The 20925-nt window shown below is 37.5% G+C and carries 14 protein-coding genes and 3 pseudogenes; 7 read left to right on the forward strand and 10 right to left on the reverse strand.

What is annotated here, in order from left to right:
* The first annotated feature begins 2 nt into the window (after positions 1-2).
* From P20652_RS03045 to P20652_RS20500, 3 genes are all read left to right on the forward strand, one after another.
* Entirely contained in the window at positions 3-1133 is a 1131-nt protein-coding gene (locus tag P20652_RS03045) for a sodium ion-translocating decarboxylase subunit beta (protein ID WP_002961942.1), read from the forward strand.
* A gap of 142 nt (positions 1134-1275) precedes the next feature.
* On the forward strand, positions 1276-2247 hold the full coding sequence (locus P20652_RS03040; RefSeq protein ID WP_008171630.1) for an aldo/keto reductase family oxidoreductase: 972 nt from the start codon (positions 1276-1278) through the stop codon (positions 2245-2247).
* Positions 2248-2260: 13 nt separating this feature from the next.
* The gene (locus P20652_RS20500) at positions 2261-2437 is read left to right on the forward strand and encodes a hypothetical protein (RefSeq protein ID WP_007583822.1); all 177 of its coding nucleotides are present in this window, start codon (positions 2261-2263) and stop codon (positions 2435-2437) included.
* A gap of 81 nt (positions 2438-2518) precedes the next feature.
* Here the strand turns inward: P20652_RS20500 and P20652_RS03035 are convergent, their stop codons facing one another.
* Positions 2519-3832 (reverse strand): peptidoglycan DD-metalloendopeptidase family protein, encoded by a 1314-nt coding sequence (locus tag P20652_RS03035; RefSeq protein WP_008171632.1) that lies wholly within the window; start codon positions 3830-3832, stop codon positions 2519-2521.
* Between the two features lie 325 nt (positions 3833-4157).
* Between P20652_RS03035 and tyrS the strand changes: the two genes are divergently transcribed.
* On the forward strand, positions 4158-5357 hold the full coding sequence (gene tyrS / locus P20652_RS03030; RefSeq protein WP_008171633.1) for a tyrosine--tRNA ligase: 1200 nt from the start codon (positions 4158-4160) through the stop codon (positions 5355-5357).
* Between the two features lie 84 nt (positions 5358-5441).
* Here the strand turns inward: tyrS and P20652_RS03025 are convergent, their stop codons facing one another.
* From P20652_RS03025 to folE2, 4 genes are all read right to left on the reverse strand, one after another.
* Positions 5442-6386, reverse strand: coding sequence for a regulatory signaling modulator protein AmpE (locus P20652_RS03025; protein ID WP_008171635.1), 945 nt, complete (start codon positions 6384-6386; stop codon positions 5442-5444).
* On the reverse strand, positions 6387-7094 hold the full coding sequence (mtnN, locus tag P20652_RS03020; protein ID WP_008171636.1) for a 5'-methylthioadenosine/S-adenosylhomocysteine nucleosidase: 708 nt from the start codon (positions 7092-7094) through the stop codon (positions 6387-6389).
* A 121-nt stretch (positions 7095-7215) separates the two neighbouring features.
* Positions 7216-7812 carry a DUF2726 domain-containing protein gene (locus P20652_RS03015; RefSeq protein WP_008171638.1) on the reverse strand — a complete coding sequence of 199 codons (597 nt, stop codon included), beginning with the start codon at positions 7810-7812 and terminating at the stop codon, positions 7216-7218.
* 116 nt (positions 7813-7928) lie between these two features.
* Positions 7929-8849, reverse strand: a complete 921-nt coding sequence (gene folE2, locus P20652_RS03010; RefSeq protein WP_008171640.1) for a GTP cyclohydrolase FolE2 — start codon at positions 8847-8849, stop codon at positions 7929-7931.
* A gap of 231 nt (positions 8850-9080) precedes the next feature.
* Between folE2 and arcB the strand changes: the two are divergent.
* Positions 9081-11399 (forward strand): annotated as a pseudogene (gene arcB / locus P20652_RS03005) (aerobic respiration two-component sensor histidine kinase ArcB).
* 16 nt (positions 11400-11415) lie between these two features.
* Here arcB and arcA read toward each other — a convergent pair.
* The 4 genes and pseudogenes from arcA to trmB form a co-directional block, all read right to left on the reverse strand.
* Positions 11416-12132 (reverse strand): two-component system response regulator ArcA, encoded by a 717-nt coding sequence (gene arcA, locus P20652_RS03000; protein ID WP_002962549.1) that lies wholly within the window; start codon positions 12130-12132, stop codon positions 11416-11418.
* Between the two features lie 491 nt (positions 12133-12623).
* Positions 12624-14227, reverse strand: a pseudogene (locus P20652_RS18935) (ATP-binding protein).
* Positions 14228-14378: 151 nt separating this feature from the next.
* Complete coding sequence (locus tag P20652_RS02995; protein ID WP_008171648.1) at positions 14379-15404, reverse strand: methyltransferase; 1026 nt, start codon at positions 15402-15404, stop codon at positions 14379-14381.
* 65 nt (positions 15405-15469) lie between these two features.
* Entirely contained in the window at positions 15470-16195 is a 726-nt protein-coding gene (gene trmB, locus P20652_RS02990; RefSeq protein ID WP_008171650.1) for a tRNA (guanosine(46)-N7)-methyltransferase TrmB, read from the reverse strand.
* Between the two features lie 162 nt (positions 16196-16357).
* On the opposite strand from trmB, the gene mutY reads away from it, so the two are divergent.
* Together mutY and P20652_RS02980 are read left to right on the forward strand one after the other, a co-directional pair.
* On the forward strand, positions 16358-17419 hold the full coding sequence (gene mutY, locus P20652_RS02985; RefSeq protein ID WP_008171651.1) for an A/G-specific adenine glycosylase: 1062 nt from the start codon (positions 16358-16360) through the stop codon (positions 17417-17419).
* A gap of 35 nt (positions 17420-17454) precedes the next feature.
* Complete coding sequence (locus tag P20652_RS02980; protein WP_008171655.1) at positions 17455-17727, forward strand: oxidative damage protection protein; 273 nt, start codon at positions 17455-17457, stop codon at positions 17725-17727.
* A gap of 53 nt (positions 17728-17780) precedes the next feature.
* On the opposite strand, the pseudogene P20652_RS18940 reads toward P20652_RS02980, so the two are convergent.
* Positions 17781-20557: pseudogene (locus P20652_RS18940) on the reverse strand (ATP-binding protein).
* Positions 20558-20925: the final 368 nt, after the last annotated feature.

A 20925-nucleotide genomic window follows, 5' to 3' on the forward strand; every position in this document is an offset into this window, starting at 1 on the left:
GGATGGAAGGTATTTTAAACCTCTGGAATGCGACAGGCATTGCTAACTTTACAATCCCATCGTTAATTATGATTGCGGTAGGGTGTTTATTACTGTTTTTAGCAATAGCTAAAGGCTTTGAACCACTATTATTACTACCGATTGGTTTTGGTGCAATTTTAACAAATGTACCAGTGGCAGGTTTGTCAGACCCCGGTGGGCTTTTGTATTACGTTTATTACGTGGGTATTGATACGGGGATTTTTCCGTTATTAATATTTATGGGAGTAGGGGCGCTGACCGACTTTAGCGCGCTTATTGCAAACCCTCGTATGTTGCTATTAGGTGCGGCTGCACAGTTTGGTATTTTTGCGACTTTGTTTGGCGCAATATTATTAAACTATGTGCCAGGCTTTGAGTTTACTCTACAGGATGCATCGGCTATTGCCATTATAGGTGGTGCAGATGGCCCAACGGCAATATTTTTAGCATCAAAACTGGCACCTGATTTACTCGGCGCAATAGCAGTAGCTGCATATTCATACATGGCACTTGTGCCAATTATTCAGCCGCCAATTATGCGTGCGTTAACAACTCCAGAAGAACGTAAAATTAAGATGCCAGAGCTTCGCAAAGTATCTAAAAAGGAAAAGATTATTTTCCCACTGATGGTACTTAGTTTAACAGCTATGTTTTTACCGGCTGCTATACCGCTTGTAGGTATGTTTTGTTTAGGTAACTTAATGCGAGAGTCGGGTGTTGTTGATAGATTAAGCAACAGTGCTCAAAACGAAATCATCAATGTTACAACTATATTTTTAGGATTAGCTGTAGGATCTAAATTAGCAGCAGATAAGTTTTTAACTGTTGAGACGATTGGTATTTTAGTGCTTGGCGCATTGGCTTTTGCAATTGGTACGGCATCTGGCGTATTTATGGCAAAAGGACTTAACCGTATATCTAAAACACCTATAAACCCATTAATTGGTGCTGCAGGCGTATCTGCTGTGCCAATGGCAGCACGAGTAGTTAATAAAGTTGGCCTTGAAAGCAACCCACATAACTTTTTACTTATGCATGCTATGGGACCTAACGTAGCGGGTGTACTTGGTAGTGCAGTTGCTGCGGGTATTTTATTAGCACTTGTTGGCTAATAATTAACGTGGTAGTTAATAAATGATTTAGCGCAGTTTACTGCGCTTTTTTTTGCTCTTAATTTGTTCACCGCTAAATAGTTTCTTGTTTAGCGCTTTTTGTTTACAGTAACAGTTCTTCAAAATATTAAGGATAGTTACCATGCTTCACACACCGTTAGCAAAGCACTTACCTCATGTTAGCCAACTTGTATTTGGATGCATGGGTCTGGGCGGTAGTTGGAATAAAGACGCGATCACTGATGCACATGTTAAGCAAGCTCATGAATGCATAGATAACGCTATTGAAGGTGGCATTAATTTTTTTGATCTTGCTGATATTTATACTTTTGGTAAAGCAGAACAGGTTTTTGGTAAAGCATTAAGTGAGCGACCAGAGCTTAGAGAACACATGTATATTCAATCTAAGTGTGGGATTCGTTTTGAAGATGACTTAGGACCAAAGCGCTATGATTTTTCACCAAAGTGGATTGAGCAATCAGTTGAAGCTTCCTTGAAGCGATTAAATACAGACTATTTAGACGTACTTATGCTACATCGTCCTGATCCACTCATGGAGGTTAACGAAATTGCTCGTATATTTAGTTGCTTAAAAGAAAGCGGTAAAGTACGCAATTTTGCAGTATCTAATATGCAGCAACACCAAATGAATTTTTTACAGCATGCACTTGATATGCCGATTGTGGCTAATCAAATTGAGGCTAGTTTACAAAAACATCAGTTTGTTGATGAAGGTGTATATGCCGGTAACCGTGACGGTAAAGATCTTAATTTTACACCCGGTAGTATTGAGTACTGTCGCCATTTTGAAATTCAAATTCAAAGCTGGGGTAGTTTATGCCAAGGTTTATACAGTGGAAGTGATTTATCAAACGCATCGCAGGCTGATATAAACACCAGTCTTTTAGTTAATAAGCTAGCTGCACTTTATGATACTTCTGCTGAGGCGATTGTAATTGCATGGTTACTGCGCCACCCCGCATCTATTCAGCCCATTATTGGAACGACTAATGCTAAGCGTATTAAAGCCTCTTGTGATGCTGTAAACGTACAACTAACTCGTGAGCATTGGTATGCACTTTATGTAAGTGCTAAAGGCCATGAATTACCATAAGTAGGGCGTTAATATGAACATATTCGTTATTTTAATTGGTTTGTTTGTTGCCTTGGCGATACTCATTCCATTGCTTGAAAAATATCAAAGTAAAATAGGCCTCAACGGTGCAACCAAATACAGCAAATATATTTGGCCATTAGTGATGGTGTCTTTAGTTATTCAGCTAATATATGTATTAATGTATTAATGTATTAATGTATTTAGCGGATACAAAAAAGCCTTTGCAGGTTTAACCTGTAAAGGCTTTTTTAATGTTTATTAATAAACTTTATTTAAGTGCTAACTGTAGCTCGCGATTGCGCTCAAGCTGGGCAATAAAGTTATCTGCAATAGGTTTAAACTTAGCAAGTTCTGAGCGAGGTAATGGCTCTGACTTAGGAAGTTTTACTGTTTTAGGATTACGATGAACGCCATTTACTAAAAACTCATAGTGTAAATGCGCACCAGTAACTCGTCCCGTAGAACCCACAGTACCAATTTTTTGACCCTGTTTAACTTTTTGACCCGTTTTAACAAGTTTTTTATTTAAGTGTAAGTACTTAGTCACGTATTGCGTGCCATGGCTAATAAATACGTAGTTACCGTTGTACTTACTGTAACCGGCTTTAACTACCTTACCGTTACCTGATGCAACTACCGGCGTACCGGTGCGTGCAGCAAAGTCAATACCACGGTGAGCTTTGACTTGTCCTGTTACAGGGTGCAAGCGGCGAGGATTAAAACTTGAGCTAATGTATTTAAAGCTTACAGGTGCACGCAAAAATGCTTTTTTCATGCTACGCCCTTCAGGCGTATAAAAATTGCCGTCGGTGTGTCGAATTGCTGCAAAGCGCTGTCCTTGGTTTACAAACTCAGCCGCTATAATTTTGCCTGTACCAATAAATTCACCGTCAACATAATGAGACTCGTAAATTAAACCAAATAAATCGCCTTTACGAATATCGTTTGCAAAATCTACATCCCAACCAAATATGTCAGCAAAGTTCATTATTTGACGTTCGCTTAAACCTGCCGCTATCGCCGAAGTCCAAAAGCTGCTTGATATTTCACCGCCAGCTGTTTTGGTTAATGTTTCAATTTCTTTACTATCAATAGAGGTATCGTAATTACCTTCGTCATTTAAGGTAACAAATAAAGTGTCTGTTTTTGAAATTACATAACGCAGTTGAGCCAAAGAGCCATCTTCAGCTGTAGCAAAACTGAGTATTTCGCCTGGGTGAATTTTAGTTAGCTTACGTGTTTCTGCGTTTGTGTTAATAAGTTTATGAAGCGTTTGCGCAGAAAAACCAGCGCGTTTAAAAATTATAGCTAAATTATCGCCGTTTTTAACTTGATGGTCGACTAAATCGTATTCAGGTAGTTTTTCTGCTGCTTGTTCTGAATTTAATTCAGTTAACTTTTCGTTGTCGTCAACTTTAACTTGTAGTTCATAGCGCTTGCCTATTTCTAACGGATTTGCACTATTGTCTTTAGACGCAGTCGCTTTTTCAGAAGGAAGAAATGCCAATCCGGCAATAGCAGAAACCAAACCTAAAATAAGCCATCTGTGTTTTTTGGGGAGGGTGTTAACCACGTGAACCATAACGTGCCTTTTTCTGCTGTCAAGAGAATAAATACATAATATTGCAGGATATACCTAATAATGTGCGAATACTAGTGTTTTGTAGATTTAAACTGGCGCTGAATTACGCTAAAATCAGCGTTTGAATGCCCTTTTTAATTACCTGCTTGACTCTGACTATACGTATTTTGTTTAGTTGCATTAATCACTTAAAAAGTTGTTTTAATTAGGTAGAAATTTGTTATGTTAGTTGCAAATGTAAGTTTGGTTTAACCCTGTATTAAATTGAGTTTATGCAAATAACTAATAGCCCCCCTTCGTTGGCAGAATTTTGGAGTAATACACAGTGGATTTACAAACCGCTCTAGCAGAGATAAAACGCGGTGCAGAAGAAATATTAATTGAAGACGAATTAGTTGAAAAACTAAAGTCGGGTAAAAAGTTAAAAATCAAAGCGGGTTTCGATCCAACAGCGCCAGATTTACACTTAGGGCACACTGTACTCATTAATAAAATGAAAACCTTTCAAGATTTAGGTCATGAGGTTATTTTTTTAATTGGTGATTTTACTGGCATGATTGGTGATCCAACAGGTAAAAACGTAACGCGTAAACCACTTACCCGCGAAGACGTACTAGCTAATGCCGAAACATACAAAGAACAAGTATTCAAAATTCTAGATCCGGCTAAAACAACTGTCGCATTTAATTCAACTTGGATGGAAGAGTTAGGCGCTGCAGGTATGATTAAACTAGCAGCAAACCAAACTGTTGCTAGAATGCTAGAACGTGATGACTTTAAAAAGCGCTACGGTAGCGGTCAACCAATTGCTATACATGAATTTTTGTATCCACTGGTTCAAGGCTGGGATTCGGTTGCACTCGAATCTGACGTAGAGCTTGGCGGTACTGATCAACGTTTTAATTTACTCATGGGTCGTGAGTTACAAAAAGTAGAAGGCCAAAAACCGCAAACTGTATTAATGATGCCATTGCTAGAAGGCACTGACGGCGTTCAAAAAATGTCAAAGTCACTTGGTAATTACATTGGTATTACCGATGCACCAAATGATATGTTTGGCAAAATAATGTCAATTAGTGACGTGTTAATGTGGCGCTACTACGACTTGTTGAGCGCGCTTTCTATAGAGGACATTGCGGCTCAAAAAGAACGTGTTGAGCAAGGTACTAACCCGCGTGATATTAAAATAGAACTAGCGAAAGAATTAATTGCTCGTTTTCATAGTGAAGCCGATGCACAAAGTGCGCATGATGATTTTATCCAACGTTTTCAGAAAAAAGCGTTACCGGATGAAATCCCTGAGCTGACAATCACTATCGCAGAAGATACTATTTTAATTGCTAACTTGCTTAAAGAAGCAAACCTAGTCGTAAGTACATCAGAAGCAATGCGTATGATTAAACAAGGTGCGGTTAAACTCAACGGTGAAGATAAAATCACTGATACCAAACTTGAAGTAGCAAAAGGTACAACAGCTATTTATCAAGTTGGTAAGCGTAAGTTTGCAAACATCACTGTAGTTTAAATACAGTTTTAAAACTCAAAAACCAGCCTAGGCTGGTTTTTTTGTGCTCGTATTTTGGCTGAAAAATTAGTTACGAGATAACCACTAAATCACTTTTAATATTTCAATACTTACAATTACTAGCAACCAAAATACACGCGCCTGATTTAACCTATAAATTATTACAGGTACATCCTCGGGTGTAGGTAGTCTATCAGCACCAATACGCATTTTATTAAAGCGAGTACCTAAATAAACTGCAGGCCCGCCCAGCTGCACGCCAAGTGATGCAGAGCATGTACTTAGTAGCCAACCTGTATTTGTTTGATAAAAATGTCTGCCATAATGTTTTATGTAGTGCATGCTTTGTTTGCTCGCTCGACTTGCTGCAATAGTTAAAGCGAGTAAGCGCATTGGAATATACTCAATAATAAACAAGAGTGTTTTAAGCGGTTTTAAAAAGTAGCTATTTGGGGATATATCACTACGCCAGGCTTGTTGTATTAAAGTAAGTAATCGGTAGGCAAGGGCAGCAATAGGGCCAAAGGCTAAAAATATAAATATAACTACGAAATAGTATCGAGCAGTGCGCAGTATTAAGCTTTCAATTAATGCTTTGATAATACCAGCTGATGAAAGTCTATTAACTTCACGGGCAAGCAGTGGCTTTAGTAATTCGCGTGCGGTGGATTTTTGATTTTGTTTAGTTAGCTTTGCAATGCGAAGCGCTTTTTTATCAATGCTCTTACTTTCTAGGCATAAATATAAAATAAGACCTGCTAGTAATTCAGGGTAAAAAGCAAACTCGAGTAGTAACACTACAATAATGAGAATGACACTTAAAATAAGTGTGCTTGCGAGTATAGCTGCCAAATATTGATAGCTTTTAGGTTCTTTACTTTTGTATATGCGCTTGCCAATAGCACTAAAAACAGCATTTAACGCCGTATTAGGATGATACCAGCTAATAAGAGGAATAAAGCGCTCAGCAAGGAGCGCGAGTATGAAGGCAATAAAGTCCAAGTGGTTTTGAACAATATTGCTAAGCACTTACAGCGTCACTGCTGTTAGTTTTTCTAAAAGTGCGACAACCATTTTAGACGAGTTGATTGATGCTGTTTCTAGGTATTCTTCAAATGATTGTGGTGATTCTTTACCTGCAATATCAGACATTGAGCGAATTACAACAAATGGTGTGTCAAGTGTAAAACAGGTTTGTGCTATCGATGCGCCTTCCATCTCAACGGCAAGCATTGTAGGGAAATCACTACGTGCTTTGTCAATTCGTATAGGGTCACACATAAATGTGTCGCCAGTACAAATTAAGCCAACCAAGGTTTTTACTTCACTAATTTGTGCAATTGTTTGTTGTGCTGCTTCAACTAATTTAGGGTGAGCTGCAAAACCTGCAGGCATTTGCGGTACTTGGCCAATTTCGTAGCCAAATGCAGTGACGTCTACATCGTGATGACGTACTTCTGAGGATATTACTACATCGCCAACACTTAGCGAAGGATCAAAACCACCGGCAGAGCCTGTGTTAATTACGCAATCAGGTTTAAAGTTATCAATAAGTAAGGTAGTTGCAATAGTTGATGCCACTTTACCAATACCTGATTGAACAAGTGTTACTGTGTTACCAGCGAGCTCGCCAGTATAAAAAGTGAAACCAGCTTTGGTTAAAATTTTTGGGTTTTGCATCGCTTCACGTAAAATTTTAACTTCTGGCTCCATTGCGCCAATAATACCAACATTCATAATGTTTAATTCCTGAGTTTGAATTTTTTTATTATACGTGAAGTTAGTCACAAAAAACAAAAAAGCGAGCTTGTTTATAAGCTCGCTTCAAATACTTTTAGGAGAGTATTTAATTCGGTTTTTAAATTTCAGCTAAAGCGGTTGTTTGTGCTTTTGCTTGTGACGGTGATAGTACCGCTGGCTTATGAGTTCTATTACGCACAGGGCGCTGCGTTTGCGTGGATGAAGGCTTGCCTATTTTAAACATAATTGCATTGCGTACTTCTGAAGGTTGGTAGCCCGATTTTACCTTCATACGAATATGCGGAATTCCCGCAGATTCCAATGCCCCATTTACAAACCAGTCGCGCTGAGCTTTGTGGCCATCTTTGTTAGCATTATTAACTAAATCAACAGCAGCAACAATAGTCAGTTTTTCTTTATCAATTAGAACGTAATCTAGCTGTTTATTTTTAGCCTTAGCTAAAGCAGCACGTTTAGATTTAACCGAAAGACCTTGTTTGCAATCAATAACGTCAATTAATTTAACACGGCTAACAACTTTATACTGATCGCCTACAGCACGTTCAAGAAGATTTAAAAAAGCGCCTTCAACCTGCGTAAAAACAGTTTGTTTGCGGGTAAAAGGATACGGGTTTCCGCCATCGTCATTAAATTTTGACGCAACAACAGACGCCCCAACAACTAACACTAAAATTAATAATAAAGCGAACTCCATACGGTAACTCCATAACAACAAATTGACACTGCTCAAATAAAGCAATTAGCGTGCCTAAAAAATAGTTGTTAAAGATTAATTACCGTATGTGTTAATAAAGCTTAATAGCAAAGCTATTAAGCTTCATAACCGCCGTCAATACCTTTAACTGCAATAGCTACAGCATCGTGTGCATGTAGTGATTCATAATGGTTTATTTGCAGCCAATAATCACTGTAATTGTTTGCCTCTAGCAAGGCTTTAATTTTACGCGCTGCATCTTCACAAAACATAAGGTTCTGCCCATTCAAACGGGCAAATTCTTGCTCATCCTCGCGTTTTACTGCTGCTTGTACTGGTGTTTTAAGTTCGCTTTCAAGGGTATTAATTAGCGTAACTACGTCAAATTCTTGAATGTTGCTATCAAGCTTTACTTTTACATTTGCAATAGAGCGCTGAGAATGAGGTGTAGCTACAATACCTTGTGTAGTGCCTAACCATTCGTGCACATCTTTTTGGCTTAAGGTTTCTTGGTTAAACTTTTCGTTAAACGCGTTTTGTATAAGCTGACGCGCAAGTGCCGCTGAACAAGGGCATGTTGAAGAGTAAGTGACATTTACAGTTAATTCGTAACTAATAATATTGTTTTCAATTGTACTGGTAAGTACAACTGGGTAGCTTTTCCAGCCCGCTTTACCACTTAATAGTGACTTACGGCGTAGCGGTAATTCAAATTTAAACTCTATTTGTGCTTTATCGCTCAGGCCTTCATGGCTAGTTATAAATGTATCGAGTGCCTGCGCTATCGTTTGCGGATTGACTTGCTGCTCGGTTGAAAGCAAATCGAGCGCTAAAAATAAACGCGACATATGAATGCCTTTCGCATCTTCTTTATGTAAATTTACAAATGCACGAGCTTTGGCGTTTACTGTAACTGGAGATAAGTCTCGGGATTCAAAAATAAATGGCAGTTCTATTTCGCCCATGCCAACCCAGTCTAATTTACCTGTTTGTAAAGCGGGTGCAGTGTCTGCTATATCTGGCATATTGGTTTGCATGTGCGCTACTCGTTATTGGAGATAATAAAGTAGGAGATTTTACACTAAATAATTTATTGCTGAAATGATGAGTTTAAGAGATGAGCAAAATCAAACATGATAAATTCTGTTTTTATCGCACAACATGGGTAGTAGTAGGAGAAAAATGCTAAAATCTGGAAAAATGGTATGTTTGAACATACGCATAGCCTTCTTTATATTTAAGTACACAGCTAAGAGATAAAATTACGTATGACCGATTATTCTTTGAGCCCTTGGGCTCGGGTACTTTCCAGCTTAATAACGCGATTTGGTGAATTTAAAAACCGCAGCTATTTGTTACACTTTATTTTTAACTGTATCTCTTATTTTATCGAGCATGTTTTACTATGTGGCTATTGGTGAGCTGCATTTAGTTGATATTTTAGCTGTTGTGTTTTTTGCTGCGGTGGTGTCTCCGCTTATTATTAGCGTACTATTAAATTCAATCCGCCAGTTAGATGCTTCATATGCTCACCTAGACAGCGCAACAAAACAAGAAAAACTATTAAATCAAACCTTAAAAGACAATATTAACCGTTTAAATATTGAAATTGATGAACGTAAAATGGCATTTCATGCTAAGCATCGCGCCATTGAAGAGCTGCGCCGAGAAATTGCTGAACGAAAAAAACCCAACAAGAACTTGCCCAGCAGGGGATGTTATTGCGCTCAATTGTCGACTCTTCCCCTGATTTGTTTTATTACCGTGATAACAATGGCATTTTTGCCGGTTGTAATAAAATGTTTGAAGAAGTTATGGGTAAAACCAGTGCAGAACTTATTGGTAAAAGCGCAGAGCAAATATTTCCAACCCATTTCTTATCTGAAGTATTAACTACCGATAAACAAGTTGAACAAACCCATAAACCAATAACTATAGACGTAGGTTATGAAGTTGATGGTGAAAAGCGTTGGTTTGAACTGCGTAAATTGCCGTTTATTAATGATGAAGGTGATTACATTGGTTTACTTGGTTTTGGGCGTGACATCACTAGCCGTAAAGAAGCAGCACAAGACTTAGAAACGGCCTATAAAGATAAAGGAAAGTTTATTGCCACGCTAAGCCATGAGCTTCGTACGCCATTAAATGGCATTGTTGGTTTAACGCGTATGCTATTAGATACAGAGCTTAATAAGCAGCAGCGAAGTTGGAGTAATACTATTTTTTCGAGTGCTGAGACATTGGGTAATATTTTCAACGATATTATAGATTTAGATAAAATTGATAGAGATCAACTCGATATAGCGACTAATTCTATAAATGTATCTGATTTTATAAACGATGTAGTTAACTTTGCTGGTTTAATAACGGAGCAAAAAGAGCTTGAATTTGATATTAAGCGCAACGGCATGCTTGATATTTACGCATTGCTCGATCCTACGCGTTTACGTCAAGTCGTTTGGAACTTAATAAATAACGCAGTTAAGTTTACCCAGCAAGGTAAAGTAACGCTCGAATGTAGTCGAGAAAACCGAGTGGAAGGTCCATGGTTAGTTATTGAAATATCGGATACAGGCCAGGGAATTCCAGCAGAGCAGCTTTCTCGTATATTTGATATGTATTATAAAGCCCCAGATTTAAAAGGAACTAACGCTATAGGCTCAGGTATTGGTTTAGCTGTAACTAAGGCGCTTGTAAGTGCAATGAAGGGAATAATTACAGTTAATAGCACTGAAGGCAAAGGAAGTTGTTTTACAGTTCAAATACCGCTTAGTTTATGTGTTGCACCAACAGAGCAAAGTTATGTTGGCCGTGGCTTATATATATTATTAGTAGAAGATGTTCCTCTTAACGCCGAAATTGCTACAAACCTATTGGAGCAACGTGGGCATGAGGTGTTATGGGCTGAAACGGGTGAAGATGCACTCTCGTTTGTCGAAACAGAGGACGACCTAGACCTCGTGCTACTTGATATGCAGTTGCCAGATATAAATGGTGACGAAGTTGCTAAGCAAATTCGCTCAGATAGCCACTTTGATAAACTACCCATTGTTGCTTTAACTGCTAATGTGCGCAGTGCTGAAAAAGAGCTTGAAGGTATATCAATACAAGGGGCGCTTGCTAAACCAATTAACACTGTGAAGCTTGATAAAATGCTGGCTGACTTATTTGGCATTAAGCAAAGTGAATGCACAGAGCCACAGCTAAAAGTTAGTGAAGAAGCGCTAGAAGGCATTGATGCACACTTATTAGATATTGAAACAATAGAAGATTTTGTAAATTCGATGGGCTTGGTTGTGTTTAGACGCAGCAGTCAGTTATTCGAGAAGCTAAACCCACAGTACCAAAAAGAGTTACTGACTTCATTGAATACAGGTGATAGAGAAGAATATGAATCAGTGGCACATAAACTTAAAGGAGCAGCTGGGTCGGTTGGTCTTAATGATGTGCAGCTTCATGCCAAAATAATGGAGCATGGTGCAATAGATGAATCAGATGAGGTATTAAAGCAGTGGTTAGATGTTCTAGCAGATAAAATAAATGAAGGACAAAAAGCCCTTCATTTATTTTTACAGCAATTAGAATAAAACTAATTGGCTCTAATTAAGCGTCAATTTTACCAATGAAACGGTAACCTTCACCATGGATGGTGCTTATTAACTCTGACGTTGAGTTATCACTTTCAAAATGCTTACGAATGCGACGAATAGTAACGTCAACAGTGCGGTCATTTGCACGAAGTTCACGGCCTGTCATGTGTTTAATTAATTGCTCACGGCTAAAAATGCGACCTGGAGAATCAAGCATCAAACGCAGTGCTCTATATTCACCTTTTGGTAAACGTTTAGCGTCGCCATTTGGAGAAGTAAGGCAACGGCTATTTTCATCAAGTTCCCAACCGTTAAACGTAATAACACCATTTGTTTCTAGTGCTGACTCTTCACCGCCTAAAGCAGTACGAGTAATTAGGTTGCGCGCCCTAATAGTTAATTCACGTGGATTAAATGGCTTGGTAACATAATCATCTGCGCCAATTTCAAGACCTAATATACGGTCAACATCATTGTCACGACCTGTTAGGAATATAAGACCCACTTTACGCTTTTGACGTAATTCACGAGCCAAAATAAGGCCGTTTTTACCAGGAAGGTTGATATCCATAACTACAAGATTAACGTCGTCGTTATTTGTAAGCTTGTCATGCATATCATCGCCATCAATGGCTTCAATAACTTTGTAACCTTCAGCTTCAAATAAACTAACTAGGTTCAGTCGAGTTACGTCTTCATCTTCTACGATTAGAATGACTGGCGTTTGCATTATTAATTAACCTTTTGGAATATTTTATTTATAAAAGAAAACCGGTGATGAATATATAACCGATTACTAGAGATTATAGGATTATACCCATTTGTTAACAATTAAAAACAAATTGGATAAAAATAATACAGTAGGGTGTCCAGAGTCCATTAAATAAAGGCTGTACAAAAACTACTGTTTAATTTATATATTTTTGGATGTAGTCGTTTGAATCATAAAGTCGAAGCCATTTTCCTGTAATAATTGATACATCTGTCAATAAAACAAGGTACTTAAAAGTAATCAGACTAATTCAAAGCAAAAATATATCGTTTTCTAACCTTTCATCAATGTATGTGATACAACAAAGACAAAAAAGTTCATAAATCGCTTGGTAATATTTATTTAATGTAATTAAACATGTTGCGCTTATCACATGACTCTTAAATGAGGTCATTAAATACTAATTCAAGGATGAATTATAAATATATGCACTTTATAATAATCTTTGTTTAAGGAATAGTAATTATAAATCGAGCGCCTTGTTTTTCTTCTAAATCAAACGTGACTCTACCGCCAAGAGCCTGAGTTACTAAGTTGTAGACTAAGTGCATCCCTAAGCCGCTTGCGCCTTGTCCGCGCTTAGACGTGACAAAAGGGTCAAATATTCGGTTTTTAATATTTTTGTCAACTCCTTGGCCATTATCAGAATAAACAATTGTTAATTTTTTTCCTGTTAATTCAACATCAAAGCGTATTTGATTATTATCATCGTTTACAAAACCATGAATAACAGAGTTTATTAATAGATGCTGAAACACTTGTTGTAAAGGCTCTGACTTACTTTGTATTACTAAGTCGGTTGGGCAATTAATAGTAACAATTGGTTTTTTAGGCAGCAATTCAGATTGAATCGATGTTAAAACATCGGTTATTAGTTTATGAATATTAATATAAGTATTAATACCATCGTCTTGAATAACCGCTACTTTTTTAAAGTTAGATATAAGGTCGGCGGCCCGATTTAAATTACGATAAATTAAATCTAAATTTTCAATACCTTCATCGATAAAGCGTTTTAAGTGGCTTGAGGTCAGTTTTTTATCGTCAAAGCTTTGTTGTATATCTGCTAGTTTATCTCGCAATAGTGTAGAGCCTGTAATACCAAGTCCTATTGGCGTATTAACTTCATGGGCAACACCTGCAACCATTTGGCCAAGCGATGCCATTTTTTCGTTTTCAACAATTTGCGTTTGGTACTGATGCATTCGCTCAAGAGTCGATAAAAGTTCTTGATTTGCCTCTCTGAGGGCGATTGTTCGCTGGTTTACTTTTTCTTCAAGGCTTTGATTTAGTTTTTTTATTTCTTGCTTGTCTTTTTCATGGCGCTCAAGCTGCTTTTTAGTACGTGTAAGCATGATATTTAAACTATTAGACAGCGTGGTGATTTCTTTTACATCAGTTATTGGAGCGCGTGCATCGTAGTTATGATTTTTAGATACATCTTGTAATAACATGCTCAATTGCTCTATTGGCCTGGCTATACGTCGCTGAACCTTTGTAGCAATAAAGTAAACAACTACCAAAATTAACAGAGTTAACAGTATGTCTATTAATATTTTTCTCTCAATATAAGACTCTAAGCTTTCGAGGCTCCCTCGCATGTATACATAACCTACCAACTGTTCGTTATCGTAAATAGGACGGGTTAGTTCAATATTGTCGCTCGTAATTCTTGGCGTTTTTAGCTCATTTACACTGTCTATTCTTAGCGGTACAGGCGGCGTTTTTTTTGCGTTAAAGCTAATAAAAAAATAGGTTTTTGTGATGATTTTTCGATCGAATAAATATGAATATTTTTTACAAGAGGGATATTTTCAAATGATTTGAGGCGTTTTTCTTCTGTTTTTCTATCATCTTCAGTTACTGATTTACCAGCATCAAAGGCTACAATTTCAGAAAGTATGACGAGTTTATTAATGATTAATTGCTTTTGCTCTTTTACGCTTAAATACGTAGAGATAGAAATAGATAGCGATAAGCAAATAGCTGTAATAAGCATAATTAAGTTAATGAGTGCTCTACGAATACTACTTTGATGAACTTTTTTAGGCATTATTTCATTATCGCCTGAGTTAATTTTAATTATTTAGAATTTTAGTTTAGCAAATACGGGGAAAAATGAAGGAAAAAAGCTAAATTAATTCTTAGATTTATACGAAGGTTAACTTGAGCGCGTTTGCGCTCAAGCATTTTAAAAAATAATATTAGCTGCTATATACGGCAAACTTGTTATTTTTAAATACCGTTTGATAGCTTTCAAATTGCGTTTCTAAAATAGGTGGGTACTTTAAAAAGCTGTTAGCAACAATATTTAGCTTTCCTGTTTTAGTTAAGTGTTGTTTTGCATTCGCTAAAAATGTTTCTGCTACTGTGTAGTCCGTTGCAATACCAGTATGAAAAGGTGGATTGCTAATAATTAAATCAAACTTACCGGTAATGCTTTTAAGCCCGTCACTTAATATCGCTTCGCCTTTGATATTGTTAAGCTTTAGAGTTTGCTGTGTTGCATAAGTTGCCAATGCACTTACATCACTACACACAAACTCAAGGGCTGAGTTATGAAGCCCTAAAAATGTCGCTATTAAACCTGCGCCACAACCAAAGTCGAGAACCTTACCTTGTTTAACTGTTGGTGCGTTTTCCAGTAGAACTTTTGTTCCTATATCTAGACTACCGTGATTAAACACCCCAGGAATACTAATAGCTGTAAACTCAGTGTCGGCAACACTGACAACAAACTTTTTATGGTAGGTCGTAATATCAAAATGAGGATGTTTAGTGATTTCAGCAAATGAGTAAAGAACGCAGTGCTTGGCTGAATCAATTTTGTTACTAAATTCAGCTTTACCAGCTAATTGCTTTTCAATTGATTTAACACCACTTTTATTTTCACCCACCACCAATAGTTCAGCATCATCAGTAATAGCAGAGCGAATATTATCAAGTGCCATTAATAACTCTGGTTTTGATTTTGGATAGTAGAGAATAACTAAATCGTAGCCGTTGCCAGGTATAGTGTAGTTTACACAAATATCAACGTTTTTGGTGTTTTTAGCAAACTCCCCGTTGGCATGATTGTAACTAAATGCAGTTACCTTGCTTTGCGGGTTAAGTTTTTTAAGCTCTGTTAAAAAGCCATCTTGAACAAAGTTGACCACCAAGATAGATTTTCCCGTTAGCGCCTCGCTATTACGAAGTAACAGTAAACTTGGGTTGGTTAATACGCTCATAAATGGCTTTGCCTTACAGTATGTTTAATTTATTAAAAATAAAAGTTAGTGCTTAAAGTTACCAATTACTCAGTACGTTCAAACATTAAATCCCATACGCCATGACCTAGGCGATGTCCGCGCTGCTCAAACTTAGTAAGCGGGCGTAAATCTGGACGTGGAACATAATCGTTTGTTTCTGATTGATTTTTAAAACCAGGCGCTACGTTCATAACTTCAAGCATATGTTCTGCGTAGTTTTCCCAATCTGTTGCCATGTGAAAAACACCCCCCATTTTTAGTTGGGCTCTTAGTTTTTCAGCAAACTCTGTTTGTACAATGCGGCGTTTGTGATGACGCTTTTTATGCCAAGGGTCCGGGAAAAACAACTGCACAGTTGTGAGGCTTTCTTTTTCTATACAGTCGGCAAGCACTTCTATTGCGTCGTGTTCAAAAATGCGTAAGTTAGTAATGCCTGCTTCATCTGCATCCATTAAGCATGCACCTACGCCAGGGCGATGAACTTCAACACCAATAAAGTTTAGATGTGGAGCATTTTTTGCCATCTCGACAAGCGATTTCCCCATACCAAAACCAATTTCGAGTACTACATCATTATTGTTGCCAAAAACTTCGCTTAAATTAAGCATACCGTTTTTATGCTCTAAGCCCATTGTTGGCCAGCATTTTTCGATTGCAGCGGCTTGGCCTTTGGTTAATCGACCTTCGCGTTTTACAAAACTGCGAATGGTGCGGATGTATTTACCTTCTTGCTTAGCTTGCTCAAGGTTGGTGTTGCTTGATTCACTCATATTATTGGCCTGACAAAAACAAATGTGTTTAAAAATGGTTGCATATTATCCCTGACCAAGGCGCCAATCACAAGTAATAGCTGGTTTTACAGCTGCTATAGCTTGATCTTTTTATTAACTGCAATAGACTGATTCGCCATTGAGTATTAGAAAAAGTGTAATATGTTGGATTTAAATAAAGAGCAATCTGGTTGGTTTTCTAATCAAGTTGTTGATTGGTATCATCTTCATGGCCGTAAAACACTTCCATGGCAGTTAGGGAAAACGCCTTACAAAGTATGGGTGTCTGAGGTGATGCTACAGCAAACCCAAGTTGCTACTGTTATTCCTTATTTTGAAAAATTTATGCAAAGTTTTCCAAATATTATAGCTTTGGCCGATGCTGATGAAGATTTAGTGCTTCACCACTGGACTGGTCTAGGGTATTACGCACGGGCACGTAACTTACATAAAACAGCTAAAATAGTGCGTGACAGATACTTAGGCGAATTTCCGCAAACGCTTGATGAGGTAATGGATTTACCCGGAATAGGGCGCTCTACTGCCGGGGCTGTTTTATCATTGTCCCTTGGACAGCACCATCCTATTTTAGATGGGAATGTTAAGCGAGTATTAGCGCGCTACTTTATGATAGAAGGTTGGTACGGCGTTAAAAAAGTCGAAAACCAGCTTTGGTATTTATCAGAGCAATTAACACCTAAAAATAATGTTACCGAATTTAATCAAGCTATGATGGATTTAGGTGCGAGTGTTTGCTCACGTAGTCGGTTTGATTGCGAGGCTTGCCCATTAAATTCAGGTTGTGGTGCCTTTAATGCTGGTAAAGTAAAAGAGTTTCCACATTCTAAACCTAAAAAAGCAGTGCCGAAGAAGAGTTGCCATCAGTTAATTGTTCAGTGCGGCGATAAAGTGCTTATGGAAAAACGCCCTAACAGCGGTATTTGGGGAGGACTATTTGGCTTTTTTGAATTTAATGAGTACGAGGATCTTCAAATGTTTTTAGCTCAGCAAGGATTAGAAGCCGACTTAGTAGAGCTTGAAGCGTTTATTCATGTGTTTTCACATTTTGAGCTGAGGATTAATCCGCATGTGCTCAATGTTAAGAAAATTCCTGATGTAGTAAATGACAAACAACTAGTGTGGTATCCGCTTGATCAATCAATAGAGGTTGGCCTAGCAGCACCAACTAAAAAGTTGGTTAAACAAATTACAGCAATAGTATAGAATAGCCCCATATTTAGCGTTAGAGAGAATCAATCATGGCACGTACAGTATTTTGTCAAAAGTTACAAAAAGAAGCCGAAGGGCTTGGCTTTCAGTTATACCCTGGTGAAATTGGTGAAAAGATTTTTAATAACATCTCTAAAGAAGCGTGGGGTCAGTGGCAGCATAAGCAAACAATGTTGATCAATGAAAAGCATTTAAATATGATGGATCCAGAGCACCGCACATTTTTAGAACAGCAAATGGTTGGCTTTTTGTTTGAAAACAAAGATGTAGAAATTGAAGGTTATCGACCGCCTGAAAAATAATATTTTAAAACATAAAAAAGGGCTAAATAGCCCTTTTTTTTATGTGCGATTATTTAATCACTTAATTCATCTTCTTGCTCAGAGATTTTAATTTGTTCTTTTAAAAATTGAGCTGCCTTAGAGTATTCAATTTCTAACTTATCTCTTAAGTCTATTAATTCATCAGTTGTGAGTTCACCTTCTTTACATTTGTCTTCAAATGCATTTGAAAGTTCTGCCACAGTTTGGGCACCAATTGTTTTGGAGATCGACTTTAATTGATGACACCCTTCAATAATTTCATCTAAATCGTTAACCATAACGCCTGAATTAATCCCCTTAATTAACCCTTGGCTTTGTTCTAAATACATTTTGAAAAAGCGTAACTGTTTAGCTTCGTCACCATTTACATATTTAGCAACTGCTTCCATATCAATAGGTAGCGCCATGGTTTGATGGATCACTACATTCGGGTTTTGACTTTGTTTATCGCTCCAGCGTTTTAGCGTGTCTTCTAACGCGTTTAGCTCTATAGGCTTAGTAATGAAGTCGTTTATACCTACGGCTAAACAGCGCTCTTTTTCGCCTTTAAGTGCGTTTGCTGTTACAGCAATAATATAAGGTTGTGCGTCAATTGATTCTAATAGCTCGGCTTCATTACGGATTTTTTCGACCATATCGTAACCCGACATTTTAGGCATGTGTAGGTCGGTTAAAATAAGTGAATAATCACCTTTTCTCCACATATCTAAGCCTTCTTCACCATTGTTCGCTATTTCAACGCCAAAACCTAATATATGCAGTTGATCACTTAATACTTGTTGGTTTAGGAGATTATCTTCAACAAGTAAAACCAATTTGTTTGATTTACGAGCTTGCTCAACATTTAAATAGTTGTTAAGTGTTTTGGTTTTTTAATTTGTTTAGGTGTATGTAAACCTGCTGCCACTAAAATAGAAAGCATAAAGTTAGACTTACAAAGAGGTGATGCATTAATGTAAAAAACATTATTATGATTTATAGCTGCTTCATCAAGCTTACTAAGTACAACAACTTGCTGATTGTAATCCTCTAACGAGTAAAACAAGCGTCTTAGCAGTGCGTTAGTTGTATCTATATTATCTATGCCATCAGCTACCCAAATAACATCTTGCGAATGCTGGTGTGCTTCAATTTCTTCTTCTGTGTGTGCATAAATTATTTTAGCGCCCATAAACGATAAATAACGATACATAGTTTTTTCGCGTTCTAGGTGATTACTAACTACAACAATCTGCTTGCCAATTAAAGCGCCTTTGTGAGCATATTTTATTTTACCAGATGTGCTAAACGGCAGCTCCACAGTAAACTCACTACCAATTCCTGTATGGCTAGTTACATGGATGGTACCTAGCATAAGCTCAGTTAAGCTTTTACAAATAGAAAGACCTAAACCTGTCCCTCCATATTCCCGGGTAATCGAGTTTTCGGCTTGAATAAACGGATTAAATATTTCGCGTAGTTGTGCCTGCGACATGCCTTTACCGTTATCAGTTACACAAAAGCGTAAGGTAAAGTGATCAGTTGTATTATGTACCACCTCGACTGATATTTTTACATGGCCTTGGGTTTTTTCATCAGTGCTAGTGAATTTAATGGCGTTGCTACATAGGTTATAAAGAACCTGGCGTACACGTACGCTATCACCGGTAAGGTTTATAGGAATATCAGGTGCTATTGCCAGCTCTAAATCAAGATCACGTTTTTTAGCAACAGATGAGAGCACACGAGCAACTTCTTCTATGGTATCGGTTACTGAAAATGGAATAGGGTCAATATTTAGTTTTCCAGCCTCAATTTTAGAAAAATCTAAAATATCATCCAAAATACTCAATAAGGAGAAGGCTGATTCACGAATAATTGTACTTAAACGATGCTGAGCGCCATCAAGTTCGGTTTGACGCAGTAAATCAATAGTACCTATAACACCGTTCATTGGTGTTCTTATTTCATGGCTCATTGTTGCTAAAAATGTTGTTTTGGTTTCGCTCGCGCGTTCAGCTTTTATAGTCGCTTGTTCAAGTGCCAAAGTGCGGTTTTGTACTTCTGTCTCTAAACCATTTTGTAATTTTTGAAGCTCTTTTTGTGCAACATTGTTATTGATCATTGCGCTTTGTACTTTTTGCAGCAATAGATTGATATGCTTAGCTACCTCACCTAAACCGATATCGAGTTGTTCATTAACATTGCTGTCGTAATTAGCACCTTCGGTAATCTCTTGAAGCTCTTGCGTCAGTGAATCAGTGCTTATACGTAAGCGATTGTTAATGTATACGTTAAAAAGCAAAGTAAATATAAACAATGTAATCACGCATGCTATAGCTATTATATAAGCAATTACCTGTGAGTCTTTAGTACTCAAAGGGACTATAGGAGGATTTTTTTTAAGAATAAGCTCGCCGATTGGCTGATCGTTTAACAATAGCAGGTGATGTAAAATACCTTGCTCAACTAGGTGAGTATCAGTTTTAATTGAGGCGATAGCAGGCTTGCTACTGCTATATACTAACTCGGTATCAGATGTCGCATTAAAACGGTATAAAGTATATTCAAAGTCACCATCTAATAACGATGTTAAATCAAGTAGCTGCTTTACTTTACCTTGCCCATACATAGTTAACGCATCAACCATTGGCAAGTCTAATTTGTTGGCAAGGGTTGCAATACTAATTGCGGGCTCAGGCTGAACTTTATTAACTTCAGTTTGTGTATAGAAAGAGTGGGCAACAATAGCGAGCGCTGTTACAGCAATATTAATGATTAAAAAAAGTGGCAGTAAGCCTTTAACTGGCGATGAGAATTTACTCTGCATTGATTGTTTCCAATTGATGTGTTTTTACTTACGATAAGTCCCTATCGTAAGTATCTAGGCTAATAGTAGCATTTACAAAAAATAACTTACTACGGTTTTAGTTTGATTTAGTTATATTTATTTATAGTTATAGTCCGGTTTGTGGTAAAAATGAACGTTATTAATAAAAAATGTACTGGGTTGTCTGAAAACCGTTCAAACAGTTATAAAAGAATAAAAAAAAAGTTGACTTGTAAGGGCAAAACTCGTTTAATACGCCGCACGCACAAACAGCTCAGTCGGTAGAGTGTTGTGGGAATTACATTGAAATCCTTGTTAAGGGTTTTATTAAAACCGAGTATTGCCCAGATAGCTCAGTCGGTAGAGCA

Source organism: Pseudoalteromonas sp. BSi20652 (genome assembly GCF_000239855.1).
In the GTDB taxonomy this organism is placed as follows: domain Bacteria; phylum Pseudomonadota; class Gammaproteobacteria; order Enterobacterales; family Alteromonadaceae; genus Pseudoalteromonas.

What these genes read in the sequence shown, in the direction of transcription:
- folE2 (WP_008171640.1), bottom strand. Translation starts at nt 8,849, where the DNA reads ATGCAAACCAATATGCCAGATATAGCAGACACTGCACCCGCTTTACAA.
- P20652_RS20500 (WP_007583822.1), top strand. Translation starts at nt 2,261, where the DNA reads ATGAACATATTCGTTATTTTAATTGGTTTGTTTGTTGCCTTGGCGATA.
- P20652_RS03045 (WP_002961942.1), top strand. Translation starts at nt 3, where the DNA reads ATGGAAGGTATTTTAAACCTCTGGAATGCGACAGGCATTGCTAACTTT.
- mutY (WP_008171651.1), top strand. Translation starts at nt 16,358, where the DNA reads ATGTTGGATTTAAATAAAGAGCAATCTGGTTGGTTTTCTAATCAAGTT.
- P20652_RS03040 (WP_008171630.1), top strand. Translation starts at nt 1,276, where the DNA reads ATGCTTCACACACCGTTAGCAAAGCACTTACCTCATGTTAGCCAACTT.
- P20652_RS03015 (WP_008171638.1), bottom strand. Translation starts at nt 7,812, where the DNA reads ATGGAGTTCGCTTTATTATTAATTTTAGTGTTAGTTGTTGGGGCGTCT.
- P20652_RS02980 (WP_008171655.1), top strand. Translation starts at nt 17,455, where the DNA reads ATGGCACGTACAGTATTTTGTCAAAAGTTACAAAAAGAAGCCGAAGGG.
- P20652_RS02995 (WP_008171648.1), bottom strand. Translation starts at nt 15,404, where the DNA reads ATGAGCGTATTAACCAACCCAAGTTTACTGTTACTTCGTAATAGCGAG.
- P20652_RS03035 (WP_008171632.1), bottom strand. Translation starts at nt 3,832, where the DNA reads ATGGTTCACGTGGTTAACACCCTCCCCAAAAAACACAGATGGCTTATT.
- arcA (WP_002962549.1), bottom strand. Translation starts at nt 12,132, where the DNA reads ATGCAAACGCCAGTCATTCTAATCGTAGAAGATGAAGACGTAACTCGA.
- mtnN (WP_008171636.1), bottom strand. Translation starts at nt 7,094, where the DNA reads ATGAATGTTGGTATTATTGGCGCAATGGAGCCAGAAGTTAAAATTTTA.
- trmB (WP_008171650.1), bottom strand. Translation starts at nt 16,195, where the DNA reads ATGAGTGAATCAAGCAACACCAACCTTGAGCAAGCTAAGCAAGAAGGT.